The 16,519-nt window shown below is 31.1% G+C and carries 14 protein-coding genes; 3 read left to right on the forward strand and 11 right to left on the reverse strand.

Annotation, left to right across the window (positions count from 1 at the left end; genetic code table 11):
- The 3 genes from ACI9TV_RS04115 to ACI9TV_RS04125 all read right to left on the reverse strand — a co-directional run.
- A partial coding sequence (locus ACI9TV_RS04115) for a hypothetical protein (RefSeq protein ID WP_415249489.1) occupies positions 1–1,495 on the reverse strand: 1,495 nt, incomplete at its 3' end.
- A gap of 174 nt (positions 1,496–1,669) precedes the next feature.
- Positions 1,670–2,848: an ATP-binding protein gene (locus ACI9TV_RS04120; RefSeq protein WP_415249490.1), complete on the reverse strand. Its 1,179-nt coding sequence runs from the start codon at positions 2,846–2,848 to the stop codon at positions 1,670–1,672.
- A 119-nt stretch (positions 2,849–2,967) separates the two neighbouring features.
- On the reverse strand, positions 2,968–3,102 hold the full coding sequence (locus tag ACI9TV_RS04125; RefSeq protein WP_415249491.1) for a hypothetical protein: 135 nt from the start codon (positions 3,100–3,102) through the stop codon (positions 2,968–2,970).
- Between the two features lie 106 nt (positions 3,103–3,208).
- Between ACI9TV_RS04125 and ACI9TV_RS04130 the strand changes: the two genes are divergently transcribed.
- Together ACI9TV_RS04130 and ACI9TV_RS04135 are read left to right on the forward strand one after the other, a co-directional pair.
- Entirely contained in the window at positions 3,209–3,511 is a 303-nt protein-coding gene (locus ACI9TV_RS04130; RefSeq protein WP_415249492.1) for a monooxygenase, read from the forward strand.
- A gap of 270 nt (positions 3,512–3,781) precedes the next feature.
- Complete coding sequence (locus ACI9TV_RS04135) at positions 3,782–6,169, forward strand: EAL domain-containing protein (protein WP_415249493.1); 2,388 nt, start codon at positions 3,782–3,784, stop codon at positions 6,167–6,169.
- 169 nt (positions 6,170–6,338) lie between these two features.
- Here the strand turns inward: ACI9TV_RS04135 and ACI9TV_RS04140 are convergent, their stop codons facing one another.
- Positions 6,339–6,554 (reverse strand): hypothetical protein, encoded by a 216-nt coding sequence (locus ACI9TV_RS04140; RefSeq protein ID WP_415249494.1) that lies wholly within the window; start codon positions 6,552–6,554, stop codon positions 6,339–6,341.
- Between the two features lie 93 nt (positions 6,555–6,647).
- Here ACI9TV_RS04140 and ACI9TV_RS04145 point away from each other — a divergent pair, with 93 nt between their 5' ends.
- A complete protein-coding gene (locus tag ACI9TV_RS04145) occupies positions 6,648–7,604 on the forward strand; it encodes a hypothetical protein (RefSeq protein ID WP_415249495.1) in 957 nt (318 codons plus the stop codon).
- On the opposite strand, the gene ACI9TV_RS04150 is transcribed toward ACI9TV_RS04145, so the two are convergent.
- The 7 genes from ACI9TV_RS04150 to ACI9TV_RS04180 form a co-directional block, all read right to left on the reverse strand.
- Positions 7,601–8,596, reverse strand: a complete 996-nt coding sequence (locus ACI9TV_RS04150) for an aminotransferase class I/II-fold pyridoxal phosphate-dependent enzyme (protein WP_415249496.1) — start codon at positions 8,594–8,596, stop codon at positions 7,601–7,603. The genes ACI9TV_RS04145 and ACI9TV_RS04150 overlap by 4 nt on opposite strands.
- Positions 8,593–9,390, reverse strand: coding sequence for a phosphotransferase enzyme family protein (locus tag ACI9TV_RS04155; RefSeq protein WP_415249497.1), 798 nt, complete (start codon positions 9,388–9,390; stop codon positions 8,593–8,595). Before ACI9TV_RS04155 ends, ACI9TV_RS04150 begins: the two co-directional genes overlap by 4 nt.
- Positions 9,391–9,816 carry a hypothetical protein gene (locus tag ACI9TV_RS04160; RefSeq protein WP_415249498.1) on the reverse strand — a complete coding sequence of 142 codons (426 nt, stop codon included), beginning with the start codon at positions 9,814–9,816 and terminating at the stop codon, positions 9,391–9,393. It lies immediately after the preceding gene.
- 18 nt (positions 9,817–9,834) lie between these two features.
- Positions 9,835–10,992, reverse strand: coding sequence for a GIY-YIG nuclease family protein (locus ACI9TV_RS04165; RefSeq protein ID WP_415249499.1), 1,158 nt, complete (start codon positions 10,990–10,992; stop codon positions 9,835–9,837).
- On the reverse strand, positions 10,985–12,907 hold the full coding sequence (locus ACI9TV_RS04170; RefSeq protein ID WP_415249500.1) for a DEAD/DEAH box helicase: 1,923 nt from the start codon (positions 12,905–12,907) through the stop codon (positions 10,985–10,987). The genes ACI9TV_RS04165 and ACI9TV_RS04170 overlap by 8 nt, the downstream gene beginning before the upstream one ends.
- Positions 12,907–13,785 (reverse strand): RhuM family protein, encoded by an 879-nt coding sequence (gene rhuM, locus ACI9TV_RS04175; protein WP_415249501.1) that lies wholly within the window; start codon positions 13,783–13,785, stop codon positions 12,907–12,909. Before rhuM ends, ACI9TV_RS04170 begins: the two co-directional genes overlap by 1 nt.
- Before the next feature lie 64 nt (positions 13,786–13,849).
- Positions 13,850–16,513 carry a class I SAM-dependent DNA methyltransferase gene (locus ACI9TV_RS04180; protein ID WP_415249502.1) on the reverse strand — a complete coding sequence of 888 codons (2,664 nt, stop codon included), beginning with the start codon at positions 16,511–16,513 and terminating at the stop codon, positions 13,850–13,852.
- Positions 16,514–16,519 lie beyond the last annotated feature (6 nt).

The following is a 16,519-nucleotide window of genomic DNA, read 5'->3' on the forward strand; positions in this document are numbered from 1 at the left end:
CGTTATCTGGTTCATCAGCTAAAAATAATGCTATGCTTTCATTTTTTGGTGTAAAGTTATATTCTTTTAGAGTTTGTAAATGATAAATAATATCTATTGAAAATCTAATAAAGTGCTTTTCTCCATCAGAAATAGTTTCATAAGAACTTCCAATCTCATTGTTTATTAGATCGTATTCAAAAACTCTTAAAAAGTTTTCTTTTCCATAATCAAATTCGTATTCAAAAAATATCTTTTGTAAGATTCTAATATAATGAAGGTTGTCTTTTAAAGTTGTATCTATAGGAATATCAATATAAGGACTACCCTCTTCATTGAATTTATTAACGTTAAATGGCCGTATGTATTTTATAGCTTCTATTATTTCGTCAATAGTCAATAAATCATCTTTAGTAAATTTAAATTCCTCATCTTTTAACTTTTGAAAAAAATCTAAAATATAGCTTTGTGTTATTCGAATAATATGTTTATCTACAAGTAGATTATTTTTTATTTGATTTTTTAGCTCTAGTAAGGTTTCATAAACCAAATCAGATGGATCACATGGATCTGTATTTTTTAAGTAATACTCAATAAATGCAATTAAAACCGCCAAATCAAACTCTTGATATTTATTTTGCTTTTTTATTTGATTAGTATAAGTTTGGGTACGGTGAATATTTTCAATATCTTCTAAAACTGAAACGACTTTTTCTCTATTTTTATTATATAAATGAATCTCTATCTCTTCGATAGGACATCGTAGTTCTTTTTGTATATCCCTTAAAACTTCTTCAGTTTTTTCATATATACAAACCTTTTTAGAATCTAATGCAATAGTAAAAATAAATGTATCTATTTGTTTATCAATCCACTGTCTAATATGAGATGTTGAATTGCTTGTTAACAGCAATCGTAATATATTAAACTTATACATCTCTTTTAATCGATTAAAAAGTTCAATATGATCAGTAGCAATATTTATATATCTCGGTATAAAAAATCGAGCTTCAAGCATATTATAATCATTATGCCTATCTATGTGCATTCCACCATAAATACCACTATACTTTCCAAAATAGTAATGACTCAGTCGATATTCACCAATTTTTTCTTCGTGTGCAATTCTAATTATCGTCGGGTAAAAAGAGTTTTCATCTGAACGATTATTTCTATCAATATATTTCACTTTCGGGTCAAAAACTATTTTTGGTTTAATACGATTAAATGCACAGTAATATTTTCTTTCTTTCACATAAACAAGAAAGTTGTTGCTATTATTTAATTCTGACTTACTCTCTAGTAATTGCAATAAACTACTTTTCCCACTCCCATTTTCCCCAACAATTGCCGTAACATTTATATTGTCAGGAAAAATATTTACATAATCTTTTTTTTCATTAATGGTAAGTTCGTTTGTACTTTCATCATATTTACACTCAAACCGAGGTGAAAAATTAAACCCTTGCTTCTCAATATTTTTATACTTCTCAACCCATAAATAAACTAGTTCCATATTATTTCCCTAAAACCTTTTTTGAACTGTTTCCATTCTGGAAATAGTTGCTTTAACTCAATATACAGTTTTCAGTATGTTCCAAAATGGAAATAACTGAATTTAATTCTTCTTTTATTTGAATTATTTTATCGAAAATAGTGTTTTTATATTATAAATATGACTATATGCTATTTAATACAAAAATCCAAATACCCAAAGGGGTATTTTATTTCCAAATCCTATTTCTACATCATCTGCAACTACATAAGAGTTTTTTTCGTCTTTTATCTGCTTGAATTTTTTGTTTTTCCCGCCTACTTCAAAGAGGTAGGTATCATCTACTTTGAAGTCGCCAATGTTGGAGTGTTTGAGGTCGTGATAGATTTTGACTTGCGATATAAAAAAACTTTCTCTCATACTTGGGCTGTTTTTATCAGAACACAAGATATTGTACAGATTTATGTTTTCTAAGTAGATTTTGTCTGGTTTGTTTAAGAGCTTTTTATTTTTGAAATTTGCTCCGATTATCTCTAAAAGGTTGGCTTTTTGTAGGTAGTAAAGGTAGGAGTAGAGTGTGTTTCGACTTATGCCAGCTTCTTTTGCTAGGTTTTGGATGTTTAACTCTACTGGAACACTTGCGCAGAGTAGGTGAAGTAGTTTTCTTATGATGTTGATTTTGTCGCTGTCTACGTTGTAGATGGAAGCAACTTCACTGTCTAAAATGATATTTATTATCTCGTTTAGTCTTAAGTTGTAACCTAATTCACCCTCTGTAAAAAATGGATATGTTCCAAAGTCTTGGTACAGTTTGAAGTATTCTAGAGGCTTAAATTCTTTTTTTACACTATTTGCTATATCTTGGTGATTTTTTAAAATATTATCAAGTTCTAAAACTGGTAAATCTATCTCAAATTTTATAGCTATAAACTCTCTAAAAGAAAGAGAATGAAGTTCATAAAACAATGCTCTTCGGCTTAAATCAACTTTTGAGTTTTCTATCTCTAAGGCTGAAGAACCTGAAAATATTACTTTTATATCTACAAAATCATAGATGGTTTTAAGTTCAAGAGCAAAGTTGTCCGCTTTGTGAATCTCATCTATTATAAGTAGTGTACCGCCTAAAGCACTGAACTCTATAGCGATTTCACTTAAACTATTTGTAATGTTGTCTGCACTTATATACAGCATTTTTGATTGTGAGAGTTTATAATTTTGGGCTACTTGTTTGATAAGAGTTGTTTTTCCAACTCCTCTCTGACCCAAAATCCCAATGAGTTTAGATTTAAAATCTATCTTGTCAAATAGGTATCTTTTAAATGTAGGGGTTGGAAGTGAAAAGTATAAATTTGATAATTCTATAAGTTTTTGCATTGTATACCTTTTCAATTGATTGAAAATATTATAGCATATATAGTATAATCAATTGAAAATATTTAAATCTAAGTAAGTTTAAATCTCCACATCATCCCAGAACTCATCAAAGTCCAAGTTCATTTGAGAGTTTTCATCCCAATAGCTTCTGCCGCAAAGTACTGAGGAATGGCAAAAGAAAGCGTAGACTTTCCAGCGTCAGAACTTGTACCGAATATACTTAGGGAGTTTAAGTGAGAGTTTTTTTTCATCATTAGATTTTACAGCTTTTTTTGTGATTGAATTGATTTTGAGTACTCATGAATTTTCATTAGATAATTCGTATTATACTACGTATATAAAAACATTCAGGAGTATAACATGAAATATTTATTACAAGTGGATTTCCCACATACAGGACCATTTAAGAAAGAATTTACGGAGGCATTTACTGACTTAGCGAAAGACATAGCAACAGAAGAAGGTCTAGTATGGAAGATATGGACGGAAAATGAAGAGGCTAAAGAAGCTGGGGGAGTTTACTTGTTTGATAACCTTGAAGATGCAAACAGATACTTAGACAAACATACTAAACGGTTAGAAGCTTTCGGGTATGCTAATATCAGAGCTAAAATTTTTAATGTGAATGAAGGACTGAGTGTAATAGATAACGCACCTCTTTAGTGTTTATAGCTAGGGATGAATTTAAATCTCCACATCATCCCAGAATTCATCAAAGTTTAAATTTGTTTGAGAGTTTTTTTCTAAGAGCTTTTTCTGTGCATTTTCCAAATATTCTAATACTTGAATTATAGTGGATGTTGTTTCAAAGATAGTTTAATTTGTAAAGATACTAAAGCTAAGTCAATTTAAATAATATTTCTAAGTTGAAATTATGGGTTTCTATCTTATCATATTATAAATAAAAATTATAATTCAGGAGTAGTATATATCATGAAACACTCTTTTAATGTTAATAATATACCTGTATGTATTGCTATTTATACATATGATGAAAAACAAGATGATTTTATTTTTGTTGATTTTAATACTCTTGCTGAATCAACTGAAAATATAAAACGTGAGAAAGTAATTGGAAAATATCTTTTAGATGTTTTTCCTTCTGCAAGAGAGTTTGGTATCTTTGAGCTTTTGAAAAAAGTTTATTACAGCGGTAAGACGGAAACTTATAAAACAGAATATTATAAAGATAGTCGCATTAGTGGATGGCGAGAGAATGAAATCTCTAGACTAAGTAATAACTCAGTTATGGCAGTATACTTAGATAAAAGCTTAGAAAAGAACCTTGAAAATCAACTAAGTACTCTTGGTACGATTGTAGATAATAGTTTTAATGAAATATATGTTTTTGATTCCATTAGTTTTAAATTTATATACATTAACAAGCAAGCGCAACATAACTTGGGATATTCTCTTGAGGAGATAGTCGATTTACACCCATGGAATGTTAAACTTGAGTATGATGAAAATAATTTTACAAAATATATTTCTAGTAGTGAATTTAAAATTTTTAATACTAAGCATACACGAAAAGACGGTAGCGAGTATTTTGTAGAAGCAAAAGTACAGAAAATGATGCTAAATGAACAAGAACAATATGTTGCTATTGTTACTGATCTTACAGAACAAAAAATGTATGAAGACAAAGTGCAGCTTTCTAAAGAAGTTATAGAGTCTATTTCAGAAGCTGTAATGATTACTGATTTAAATACTACTATCATCGATGTTAATCCAGCATTTTTACATCTTACAGGCTTTAAACGAGATCAGGTTATTGGTGCAAAACCAAAAAAATTCAAATCGGGAAAACACAGCAAAGAGTTTTATAAGAATTTATGGAAACAAGTATTAGAAAATGGTGTTTATAAGGGTGAAATCTGGGATAGAAAAGCAGATGGTGAAGTTTTCCTTAAGGATATAACTATCACTACGGTAAGAGGTCCTGGTGGCTTAGTAAAAAATTATGTTGCAGTATTTAGTGATATTACACTCAAAAAAAATCATCAAGAAGAACTTCAAGAGATAGCGTATACTGACCCACTAACTCAATTAACTAACAGAATTCAATTTAAAAATATATTGAAACATGAAGTAGATATTGCTATTCGAAATAAAAGTGATGGTGCACTTTTGTTTCTTGATTTAGATATGTTTAAAAAAGTAAATGACAGTTATGGTCATATAGTTGGAGATGAACTTCTTATAGCTGTAGCAAAAAGGCTAAAAGATTTGGTACGAAAATCGGATACAGTTTCACGTATAGGAGGTGATGAATTTACAGTTGTACTAGCTTCACCCATTAAAAAAAATAGTATACAATTTATCGCTCAAAATATTATAGATGAGTTATCTAAACCATATACTATAGAAAATCATGAGATTGTTATAAGCTCTAGTATAGGCATAGCATTTTTTACACAAGAGATGCAAGGTATTGATTCTCTTGTTGAAGCAGCAGATTTAGCAATGTATAAAGCAAAACATAAAGGAAGAGGTAAATACCAGTTTTTTGAACCACGCATGCACAATGAGAGTGTTAAAAAACGTACTATAGAGTTAGAACTAAAAAAAGCCTTATCTGATGGATCCGTTATTCCATACTATCAACCAAAAATTAATCCAGAAACTGGAATTGTTGTTGGGGTTGAAGCTCTCGCAAGATGGAATCATCCTGAACTAGGTGTTTTATCGCCTATATATTTTCTTGATATTGCAGAAGATAGTGGACTTATCCATGAGTTAGGCGAGCAAATACTTAACAAAGCTATGCAAGAGATTAAAGAGTTAAACGAAAGTAACTATCCTGAACTTAATGTAGCAGTAAACTTGTCTTCAAAACAATTTGAGGATGAAAGACTTGTTGAAAAAATATTGGACAATGTGGCTAAATATAATTTTAATATAAGTAACTTAGAACTTGAAATTACAGAAAGTCTTATTATGGAAAATGTACAAAGAGCTATCTATATGATGGAAAAATTGACAGAGAAAAAAATAAAAATATCAATAGATGACTTTGGAACAGGCTATTCATCATTAAGCTATTTAAAAAAATTTCCAATCTCATTTTTAAAAATAGATAAATCATTTATTGATGGTATTGTGAATATTAAAGAAGATAAAATAATTGTTAAAACTATCATGTCTATGGCTGAGAGTTTAGATATTGGTGTTATAGCTGAAGGAATTGAGACAATAGAACAAGAAGATGAACTCCATAAATTGTCGTGTCATTTATCTCAAGGATACTTATATAGTGAAGCTCTTTCATTGGAAGAGTTGAAAAAGTTTTTAATAGATTGGGAGCAATCAAAAAAATAGTTAAGATTTAGTGTATGAAATTATGCAGTTCTTCTTTTAATCTGTAATGTGCACGAGTCTCTTTAACTGTAAATCCTAAATGATTTTAGCTGAGTTATTTTATCGGAAATAGTGCTTTTATATTATTAATATGACTATATGTCATGCTCAATGGGTATTGTAGAAATATTTAAACGTCCACATCATTCCAAAACTCATCAAAGTCTAGGTTAGTCATTGAATTTTCATCTTCAAGCTTTTTCTCTAAAAGCTTTTTTTGAGCATTTATAAAGTAGTCCTCTAGGGCTTCATTAATCATTGTGCTTGTATCTTTTTTGAGTACTTCAGCAAAGTTTTCTAAGTTCTCTAGGTTGTCGTTTGTGAGTGTAATGTTTCTATTTTCCATAGTCTTATTATACTATTTTATTTGACTTGTTATTGTATGTGCTATACAATGGAGTTATGCAAGACTATCCGTTGTACTCTTAAAGGATTCCAAATGAAGTTATTATCATTTTTACTACTACTGTTCGCTTTTTCAAACTGCACGGGTAAGGTACCATTGTCTCAAGAAAAAGAAGCTCAAAATGTCACTTTTAACGAGGTATGGGGGGAGGTAATTTCTGATCCATTGGAAAGCTTACCTCAAAATAAAATCTCATTTTTTAAGCTTTCAACACTTAAAAAAAACAAAATTTTAGAAAATGCACAAAGAACCTTAGATGACCATAACGATATTTTAAAACCTTTTAATAAGTTAGCCCACCCAAACGGGATATGTTTTAAAGGTGTTTGGGAGATAGACACTGAGAATGTTTATGGTGGTTACTTTAAAAACAAAAGTAAAGCTCTCATAATAGCAAGAGCCTCAACAGCAATGTCTAATACAAAAAGTAATAAGACAAGAGCTTTTGGATTTGCAGGCAAACTTTTTCCTACAACAAAGCCAGACAAGATGAACCATGAAGACAGCGCTAACTTTTTCCTTGTCGATGATTTAGGTGGAACAAAAGCATCTTCTTACGCACAAGTGGAGCTTACAAATGAACCAGAAGTGAGTATAACGCCTGAAGTTATAAAGCATATGCTCTATACACTTAAAGTATCACATACCTTTTCTAAGGTAGATTCACATCCAACTATAAGACAACTCTATGAGATTTCTTATTTAGGAGAGGGTAACAGTACAAATATTATTACGCCAAAATGGATGATGATACAAGGACAAGATTCACAAAAAAATGCTGATGATTTTCGGGATGAGTTAAAGATTACAGATGGTGAAGTACTCCAGTTTTCTATCAACGTTGCAAGCCAAATTATAGATGGGAAAAAGGACTGGAACAAGATTGGTACCATTAAGCTTGATACTTCTGTAGTTTCTAATTCTTGTGATCGTAGACTTCATTTTCACCACCCAAAATGGCGTGATGATTTGAAACACGTACTTCCTTAAATCCTTTGAAAAGCTTTTTTAAGCGAGTCATGAGCAGTACTGTCTTTTACTGCAAATCGTAAATGATTTTTATCTAAAAAATCAAAACTATCACATGTTCGTACTAAGATCTTTTTTTCTAAAAGGTACTGGAAAATTATTTGAGCTTTTTTTGATTTTACAAGAAAGAAATTTGTATCACTTTTATAGATTTTAGTAAATAGATTTGAGCTTTTGAGAATGTCAAATAGTTCTTTTTTGTGCACTTTATGAAGTTCTTTACTCTCTTTGTTAAAAGTACTGTCTTGGAGTCTTTGAGTTAAGAATGCTGTATCAAAAGAAGAAAGGTGCCATAGTGGTGAAGTGAATCTTTTGATGTTGGACTTATGAGAAAACAAAGCACCCACCCGAACTCCAGCGCAACAATGAAACTTTGTAAAAGATTGGACTATATAGAGTTTATTGTAATTATTGATTTTCTTTCTTACGGGTTTTAAACTTTCAAACTCTAAGAATGACTCATCTACAATCACTGTGCATTTGTGTTTGCTCCACATGCTAAACAAGTGCTCTAGATGATAGTATTTTCCATCTGGAGTAGATGGATTAACAAACACAACAATAGAATTTTTTGTTGGTTCTTCTCTCATTTTCTCAAAACGATTGATTTTTATAATCTTTTTATTTGTAAGTTTTGCTGCTTTTTCGTACTCTCCATAAAGAGGGGCATAGAGATAGACTGTTGTTTCTTTGAGTGATTTAAACAGCTCAAATATTGCTGAGGTAGCACCATTAAAAAGAGCTATTTGTTTTTTCTTGATTTGGTATTTTGTAGCTATGGCGTTTTTGAGATTTTTGTAACTACTGTCGCCATACTTCACCAACATTTCATTTGTAAGAGAAATGTTAATATCAGGAATATAACTATTTATATTTGATGAAAAGTCTATAATCTCAGAAGAATCACATGTGAGTTTTTTTGCATACTTATAAATGTTTGCACCATGTTTCACCCCAACAGCTCTTGTGCTCGAAAAGTGTTTTTGTAGGTATATACACGCTTAAGTGCATAAAAGTGAGAAGCAACTTTCATTTTGTAGAGAAGTCGTTTTTTAGTTATCTTTTTTGGTGCATGTTGATTGTAAGTGTTTAAAAAAAGATTGATAAAGTACTGATGGTGAACTCTCGCATCAAACCCAACTAAAGCAACTGCCGCGTCATAAGCAAAGGTTCCACAAGAGCTATCTATAAAATCAATGACTCCAATTTTTTTTCCATCAAAAATGGTGTTATCTTTAAAAATATCTCCATGTATGCACGCATCGGGTTTTAAGCTAAAATGCTTTAAAAACTCAAGTCGTTTGTAGTACCCAAAGTAGTTTTCTTTTGTATAGCGAAGGGCTGTTAAAACTTCTTCTTCTATAATCTGGTTGGATGTACACTTATATGTAGCCATCGTACAATGCAGTTTTGCTAAGAATCTTGCTAAGGCTTGTATGTGGTAACTCTTTACATACTTAGGCTGTGAGCCTTTGAGTTTTTTGTATAGGTACCAGCCCTGATTTTGTGCAAGACAGATTGGAACGTTTAAACCTTTGGCATTGAGTTCATTAAGAAGTTTAGTGTCTTGGGCTATTTTTTGTGGAATATCTCTCTCGTACTTTTTTAGTATGTAAGAAGAAGTTTTCGTGTGAGCAATGTAGGTAGTATCTATAATCCCTGAGAGCGTTGGCTCTAGCTTGGTAAAGCCGTAGGAAGGAAAGAGAGAGTTGACTTTACCTAAAGATACCTGTGTAACTACACCCATTTATAATTTACACTTCTTCATAGCAACTTTCCAGTCCAAGTCAAAGTTTTTTTCAACATACGCTGTATGGTGGGGAACGCCACATTTTGAGCAGTCTTGGTGGATTTTATCTCCATAGACACCTTGTGAACCATCTTTAGATTCTATGCCACAAAAACTGTACTGCGTGTTTTCCCCTACTTTTTTAATCCCAGCATCGTCAAAACGAAAATTCGGACAAGCGCAAAGGTAGCAGTTTAAAGACTCCATATCGTGGCATTTTTTATTGTCAACGTAAAGTGGACAAAATTCTGGCTCATTCTCGACCATAGAGTCAAAATCAAAATACTCTATGATTTGCTCTTTTGTATAGTTTTGTTTTTGAAGTTTGCTAACGATAACTTTATGTTTGTTAGCGTGTTCTTCAAACCATTGTGTGTAGCTCATGTTTTTTTCCTTTTGTTTTTACTTCAGTTCAATTTGTTCGCTAAGTTCATTGTAATGATAGTTAATGATTTTACCATTGATAATGAGATCTATGGCTTCTTCAATAACATCTAATGGGGCGACAAACCATTCCCTAGGTCGATGAATACGTCCTTTTTCATCTACAATGTCTATGTCTAAACAAGTGTTTGAAAAGAACTTATGTATTAGCTGTTCTAGCTTGTGAGGATTTACATTATAAACTTCATAAGATGCCACAGTTTGAATTTCTGACATTAAATAGGTTGGGTCTTTTTTTGCATTTTTGATTCTTATTTCAACTTCTGTTGTGGAAAATCCTATTTTAAATAAGTTACTTTTTGTTGATATCCTATCATCATTACTTAATGAACTTACTATGTAAATGTAACCATTTTGCTTGTCCTCAGATGTAATTTCTTGAGGAGCTATTTCTTTACGCTCACTAACGACATAACCACCGTCATAGAGTATTCTTGTTAGAGAACGAAGTAACATGTTTGAGTATGTTCCATTTTCAAATATAAGAGTTGTTCTTGCATTCACTTTATGATATTTATCTTTTGTACGTTCTCCTATCTCTTTTAAATAAACGAGTACATTTTTTAAAATAAAAAAATTACCTTCCTTTAAAGATTCCTCTGTAAATTTTTCAAGTTCTCTTGTCTCAGATTTTAAATCTTTTTGACATTGAATAAATATAGGTTCATACGTAGCAAAGTCTTTATAAGGGCTTCTTCTTGAAAGATAATCTACATTTTTTCTGTCTTTATCTACTTTCGGAACATGTTTGAGAGTAAAAATATCTTCTGCGTCATTTTCAAGGAGACCCAATGCATCATTGTTAAATATATCATCAATTGAATTAATTTCTAAAATATCTTCACCACTGAGTAAGTTGAATTTATCATACTTTTTTAAAAGGTTTCGTTTAGTCGGAGTATCTCTCATCCCTTGTAAACGTGAGAACAAACTTCTTTCATTAATATCAGTAGATTTTTTAGGTTCACATCCATTTTTTTCATAAAAGTCATTAACATCTTCAAATGAAGATACTAATCTATCCTCTTCTGTGATAATTGGGTTTTTCGCTTTACTATCTAATAATCCAAAGGGATCATTAGCAAGAATATCATCGAGTATCTTTTTTTTATCCATTTCTTTGTTTTCTCGTTTCTTCTTTTAAATAAATAATACACTCTGCAAGTCTTTTTTCTTTTTGGTTTGCTGAGTTAATATCTGGATGTCTCTTATGCTCTTGAACAAATCGATTGACTTTAGGCCATAAAATCACTGCTTCTTCCTCACTCATTTTAATCCGAGTTACTTCTATAGACTCTTGAATCAGCTTTAACACGCCAGTTGTGACTTGTTTAGATAAAACTTCAAAAGCTTTTTGAAATGGATTTATACTATTGATTAAATCAATATGCAAATCATCAACATTAATGAATTTACCAGCCATTCGTATAAATTGTTTATCTCCATCTGTTTTAGTGGTTGCATTTTTCACCACACTATCAACAACTACATACTGACTTAATTCTTTTACTTCTTCTTCATTAAGATCAGGATACTTCACCTTAATTATTTTAGGTATGAGAACTTCATTTATAACCTCTGGTTCTATATTCCCAGGCATTGCTTTTATCATCTGCTCATCTTGAAGTATGGTGGCTTTTAAATCATCTAAATCGCTTTGGATAATATCATTAACCTTTGCACTTGTAGGATTTTTAAAACCTTTAATTTTAAGTTCACCCTTTTTTGATGGTTCTGTATCATTTTCAAATCGTGTTTTAAATTTAAAGCTAGGAGCTAAAACTTGTTCCATTAAAAGTGATGAAGTTATGGCTTTTAACATATTGTTTACGGATAGTTTCACTTCATCATTGTTTGCATCAGGTTGGGCTATAAGGTTTGTAAATTGTGAGGAAGTTTTATTCTCACTATCTCTTGTTGCACGACCAATAATTTGAATGATTTCTGTAAGAGAACCTCTGTACCCAACAGTTAAGGCATGTTCGCAGTAAGGCCAGTCAAACCCTTCTTTTGCCATACCAAGAGCAATAATTAAGTCCATATCATCAACACTGTTAATATTTCTTAGATAAGTGATGATTTTATCTCTCTCTTTTTTGTTGTCATTTACTAGGTCTGCAACTTTTAAGAGTTTTCCATCAGTTTTTCTTTTTACTATAAGAATCCCATCCTCTGTGACAGACTCAACAGTTCCGATAATATCTAAAATAGTATCTACTTCTTTATGTTTGTCTTTGGTAGATTCGCCCATATTTGGATGTGGTATGTGTAAGATAGTTTTTTTATCAGTATCGAGTACTTCATCTATAGCACTTGTGTATTGACCTTGGTAAAAGTGATAGCCAATACCAAGAGATTTTAAATACTCATAACCATTTAATTGCTCATAGTAGTTGTACGTAACTTTAGTGAATTTCGCTTCATCTTCAGGGAGTAAAACAGGAACACTATCTCCTCGAAAGTATGAACCAGTCATAGCGATAATATCTGCGGATGATTTTTCGATGATATTTCTTAATACTTCACCGAGTTTATTTTCTGTATCTGCTGATACGTGGTGAAATTCATCTATAGCTAAAAGGGTATTGTTAAATTTTGATTCATCAAGTTGTTCAAAGGCAAAGCGTAATGTAGCGTGTGTACAGATTAAAATCTCTTCACCACTCTCTAGAAACTCTTTAAATGATTCTACTGTACTTTTGTTGTCAGTTGTTGTACAAAGATTGTACTTTTCATTTACTTCCCAATTTTCGAAGAAACCAAACTGTTTCAAGTCAGTACTAGAAAATGACCCACCAATAGAGCGTTCTGGAACAGCTACAATCACTTTTTTCATATCTTGATTTCTGAGTTTATCAAGTGCTATAAACATTAAAGCTCTTGATTTTCCAGAAGCTGGAGGTGCTTTTAAAAGTAAGTAAGGTGCATCTCTTTGCTCGTAAGCTTTTGCTTGCATCTCTCGCATACCAAACTCATTGGTAGATTTACTTTTTCCAGTCTGTTCATAATTTACGTCTACTAAATTTGGCATTATTTTCCTTTTGCGAGCTTAGATAAAATATCAAATGCTTGTATATCAAACTTTGAAAATGCAAACCATTTTTTACCTAGGTCTTTTAAACTAGCCCCTATATGATATACATCTTCTTCATCAAGTATTAAAAATCTGTCATGTGAATTTCCAAACTTTTTAACTTCTATTTTTGGATATTGTAAGTTGTGTTTTTCAAGGTCTAGTTTTATCTGTTTTGTAATACTTTTTGTATAAATCACACAAGATGTATCTGCATCTCTTTTTGATAACAGTGTTAGTACACTATCATCTATATAGTTATCAATAAGTACAATACTTTTACTTGCTTTTTTAATTAAATCAGATACAAATATATACGCATCATACACTTGTCCATCATAAAATATACCTTGTGTAACTTCTAGTTTATTGTTTTGAATAAGTGATTTAATATCTCCCATTTCATTTTTTAAAACTGACACATCATTTTCTAGAGAGATAAAGCTCTCAAGGCTTATTTTATCAGTATTTACCACATAAGCATTTTGGATGTAGTGTTTTAAAACAGATGTCGCCCATTGTCTAAATTTTATAGCTTTTGAGGAGTTAGTTCTATAGCCTACAGCTAAAACTATATCTAAACTATAAAAGCTTACGGGTTTATCTGAAGGAGCAATATGCATTTTTTGCATATTGCTTTTTTCGTCCACTTCATTATCTTTAAAAATATTGTTTATATGTCTACTAATAACACTTTGATCTTTAGCAAATATATCACACAGTTGTTTTTGAGTAAGCCAAACGCTCTCACTATTTACTGAAATTTTTAATTCTAATTCACCATCATTATATATGACCGCTTGCTCTTTTAGTGTACTTGTGCGTTGCTTATCCATAAATGGCTATCCTAAATATTTTTCAATACTATAGCATTTAAAATTAATTTTGTTAAAAAATATGTCATTTCGTAATGCTTTTTTCTTTCTCTATCATCTCTTCATAAAGTTTGAAAAGATATTCCAGTCTTTCTTCATCACTTTTAAACGGTTTTTTTCTGTAGCATCTTTCTATAGCTAGGTCGAGTTGATGGTGAGCTTCTTTTAAGTCTTGTGGCATTTTATCTGGGTCATAGAGTTGTGCTAATGTTTTTCCTGAGTGTTGTTCTCTTTCATCTAGGATGTTAAATACGAGTTTAGTTAACTCTTCTTTTTGTTTGTCTGTTATGTTTGGAAACGGAAAAGTGTTATATGTTAAATTAACAGAATATCGATAGTCATTTCTCATTCTAGCACTAGTTATTGACATCCATATAAAGTGTATCTTTGATGATAATATACCAAATATATATGGTTCTGAGTCATATACGATAAATATACCATGATTTACAACTGCACCACTATTTAAAAATCCTATTGGTAAATATTCTCTTCTACTAGAACTAGTCATAGGTAAAATAATCGCACTTGTATCTTTATATTTTCTATAAAAAAATCTATATGGTACACCTGCTGCTTTTTTCGCATCTCTACCAGCATTACTTCTATATTCATAGCATTTATCAATTCTATTTTTAATCTCTACTATATTATTAGCTTCTTCGACTTTATCATCATCAATCCATAAGCAATATCTTTTGATTCCTCTTAAAAAATCTGCTCCTCCTATAAATTGTTTAATAAATATTTTTGAATTTTGGTTAGCATCAATAAATGAATTTTTTTCCTCAAGACTTAAAATCAAATGACCACCATCTATGCTACTGCTTCCAAGTTGCATTTCTGGGAGATTAGAAATTGAAGTTTTTGTTTGCTGCATAATTATATTACTAGTCTGGATTAAATATGGACTAATATTAGTTACTTGACTTCTAATAGTATCTTCATATAGATATTTTTTATCATTTGATATATTTCTAATTCCAGTTATTACAACCGTCACACCAGCATTTCCTTTTGCATTGTTTGTCCAATGAAATGATTTATGTGCAAAATTAATTTCTTGATTGTTTGAAAAAATATAAGGCCAAATCAAACTTACTTGTTCTCCTTGAGAAATAGAGTTAGTTGATACAAATGCATACTTTGAGTTAATTTTACATATGTAATCTGTTGCTTTTTTAAACCAACAAGCAATATAATCTAATCTTTTAACATTACCTATCCCGTCAAACACTAAATTCATATCATCTTTTTGTTCTTTTTTTCGTTCGCTGTAGCCTAAATAAGGCGGATTCCCAAGTATATAAATCTCATCCCCATCCACTTTAGGACAAACAACTTCCCAGTCAACTCTTGTAGCATTCCCATGAATAATATTTCCACCATCTTGAAGAGGCAAAGATGGTGAAGTTCTTCCAAAAACTCTGTAAAACTCTAGATTCATCTGATGTTCGGCCAACCAAAGAGATAGTATGGCTACTTCATGGGCAAAGTCATCTAACTCTATTCCATAAAACTGAGTTAGCTTTATCTCACTAAATACAAAGCTTTTTTGAGAAGACAAATCATCAAGGGCATTTAGTATTTTCATCTCTAAATGTCGAAGCTCTTTATAGGCAATAATCAAAAAGTTACCACTACCACAAGCAGGGTCAAATATTTTTAGGTTTGTAATTCTTTTCATTAAATCTTGAAGTTTTTTCTTACTCGATTTACTTTTTTCGTAAACCTCGTAAAGCTCATCTAAAAAAAGTGGCTGTATAACTTTCATGATGTTTGGAACAGATGTGTAGTGCATACCCATATCGCCACGATGCTCAGGAGTAACAACAGCTTGAATCATCGAACCAAATATATCTGGGTTAATAGCCGACCAATTAAGTTTACCAATTTCAAGCATGATGTTTCTTGACTTTTCGGTGAAGTGAGGTACTGGGTACGTATCTCTAAATAACCCACCATTTACATAAGGAAAAGCTCTTAAATAGTGAGGCAATGAATCTTCTCTGTCTTTATCGGCTGTATTAAACACACCAAATAATCTTCTCAAATAAACATCTATGTCACTTCCATTAACTTGTGTATGTGAAGTTATAGAGTCGGTAAATATATTGTCTTCAAAAATATTTGAATCTTCTGCAAAATAACAAAATAAAAGTCTAGTTAAAAATACGTTAAGCGCATGAACCTCTTCATGGGTTTGCGTAGGGTTGTTTTTTAGTATCTCATCATATAGTTTTGCTAGTTTATTTGACGCTTTTACATCTGCTGGGTTTTCATCTATATGGGCCGATTTTTCCATACCTGCTAAGGGTAAAAAGAAATCATAATGCTTTGCTAAATCATCAAGCTTTATATCTAATGTATCTGTAGTCTTAGTATCGTATGCGAGAAGTGTTTTGTAATCACTAACTATGATAAATCTAGTTTTTTGTTTGTGAGTAAGAGAGTTAGTTATAAGAGTGTCAATTGTTCCATGGAGTTGTGTTTCACTCTCTTTGAAAAATAACTTTTTTCGTAGAGTTACTTCACCGTTCGTTTCAAGCTGATTTAAATCGCTCTTTTTTAGTCGAGTTATAGTTGCATTTCTTTCACCATAAGCGAGAAGGAAATCAAAAACAAAATCATCTTTTGAAAAGTTTTTTAACAATTCTGTGATGTTGTTTTCGATTTGTGTTATTGTCATTAACTA

The organism is Sulfurimonas sp. (assembly GCF_047622445.1).
In the GTDB taxonomy this organism is placed as follows: domain Bacteria; phylum Campylobacterota; class Campylobacteria; order Campylobacterales; family Sulfurimonadaceae; genus Sulfurimonas.

Coding starts and splice junctions, on each gene's coding strand:
- ACI9TV_RS04120 (WP_415249490.1), bottom strand. CDS start 2,848: ATGCAAAAACTTATAGAATTATCAAATTTATACTTTTCACTTCCAACC.
- ACI9TV_RS04125 (WP_415249491.1), bottom strand. CDS start 3,102: ATGATGAAAAAAAACTCTCACTTAAACTCCCTAAGTATATTCGGTACA.
- ACI9TV_RS04130 (WP_415249492.1), top strand. CDS start 3,209: ATGAAATATTTATTACAAGTGGATTTCCCACATACAGGACCATTTAAG.
- ACI9TV_RS04135 (WP_415249493.1), top strand. CDS start 3,782: ATGAAACACTCTTTTAATGTTAATAATATACCTGTATGTATTGCTATT.
- ACI9TV_RS04140 (WP_415249494.1), bottom strand. CDS start 6,554: ATGGAAAATAGAAACATTACACTCACAAACGACAACCTAGAGAACTTA.
- ACI9TV_RS04145 (WP_415249495.1), top strand. CDS start 6,648: ATGAAGTTATTATCATTTTTACTACTACTGTTCGCTTTTTCAAACTGC.
- ACI9TV_RS04155 (WP_415249497.1), bottom strand. CDS start 9,390: ATGGGTGTAGTTACACAGGTATCTTTAGGTAAAGTCAACTCTCTCTTT.
- ACI9TV_RS04160 (WP_415249498.1), bottom strand. CDS start 9,816: ATGAGCTACACACAATGGTTTGAAGAACACGCTAACAAACATAAAGTT.
- ACI9TV_RS04165 (WP_415249499.1), bottom strand. CDS start 10,992: ATGGATAAAAAAAAGATACTCGATGATATTCTTGCTAATGATCCCTTT.
- ACI9TV_RS04170 (WP_415249500.1), bottom strand. CDS start 12,907: ATGCCAAATTTAGTAGACGTAAATTATGAACAGACTGGAAAAAGTAAA.
- rhuM (WP_415249501.1), bottom strand. CDS start 13,785: ATGGATAAGCAACGCACAAGTACACTAAAAGAGCAAGCGGTCATATAT.
- ACI9TV_RS04180 (WP_415249502.1), bottom strand. CDS start 16,513: ATGACAATAACACAAATCGAAAACAACATCACAGAATTGTTAAAAAAC.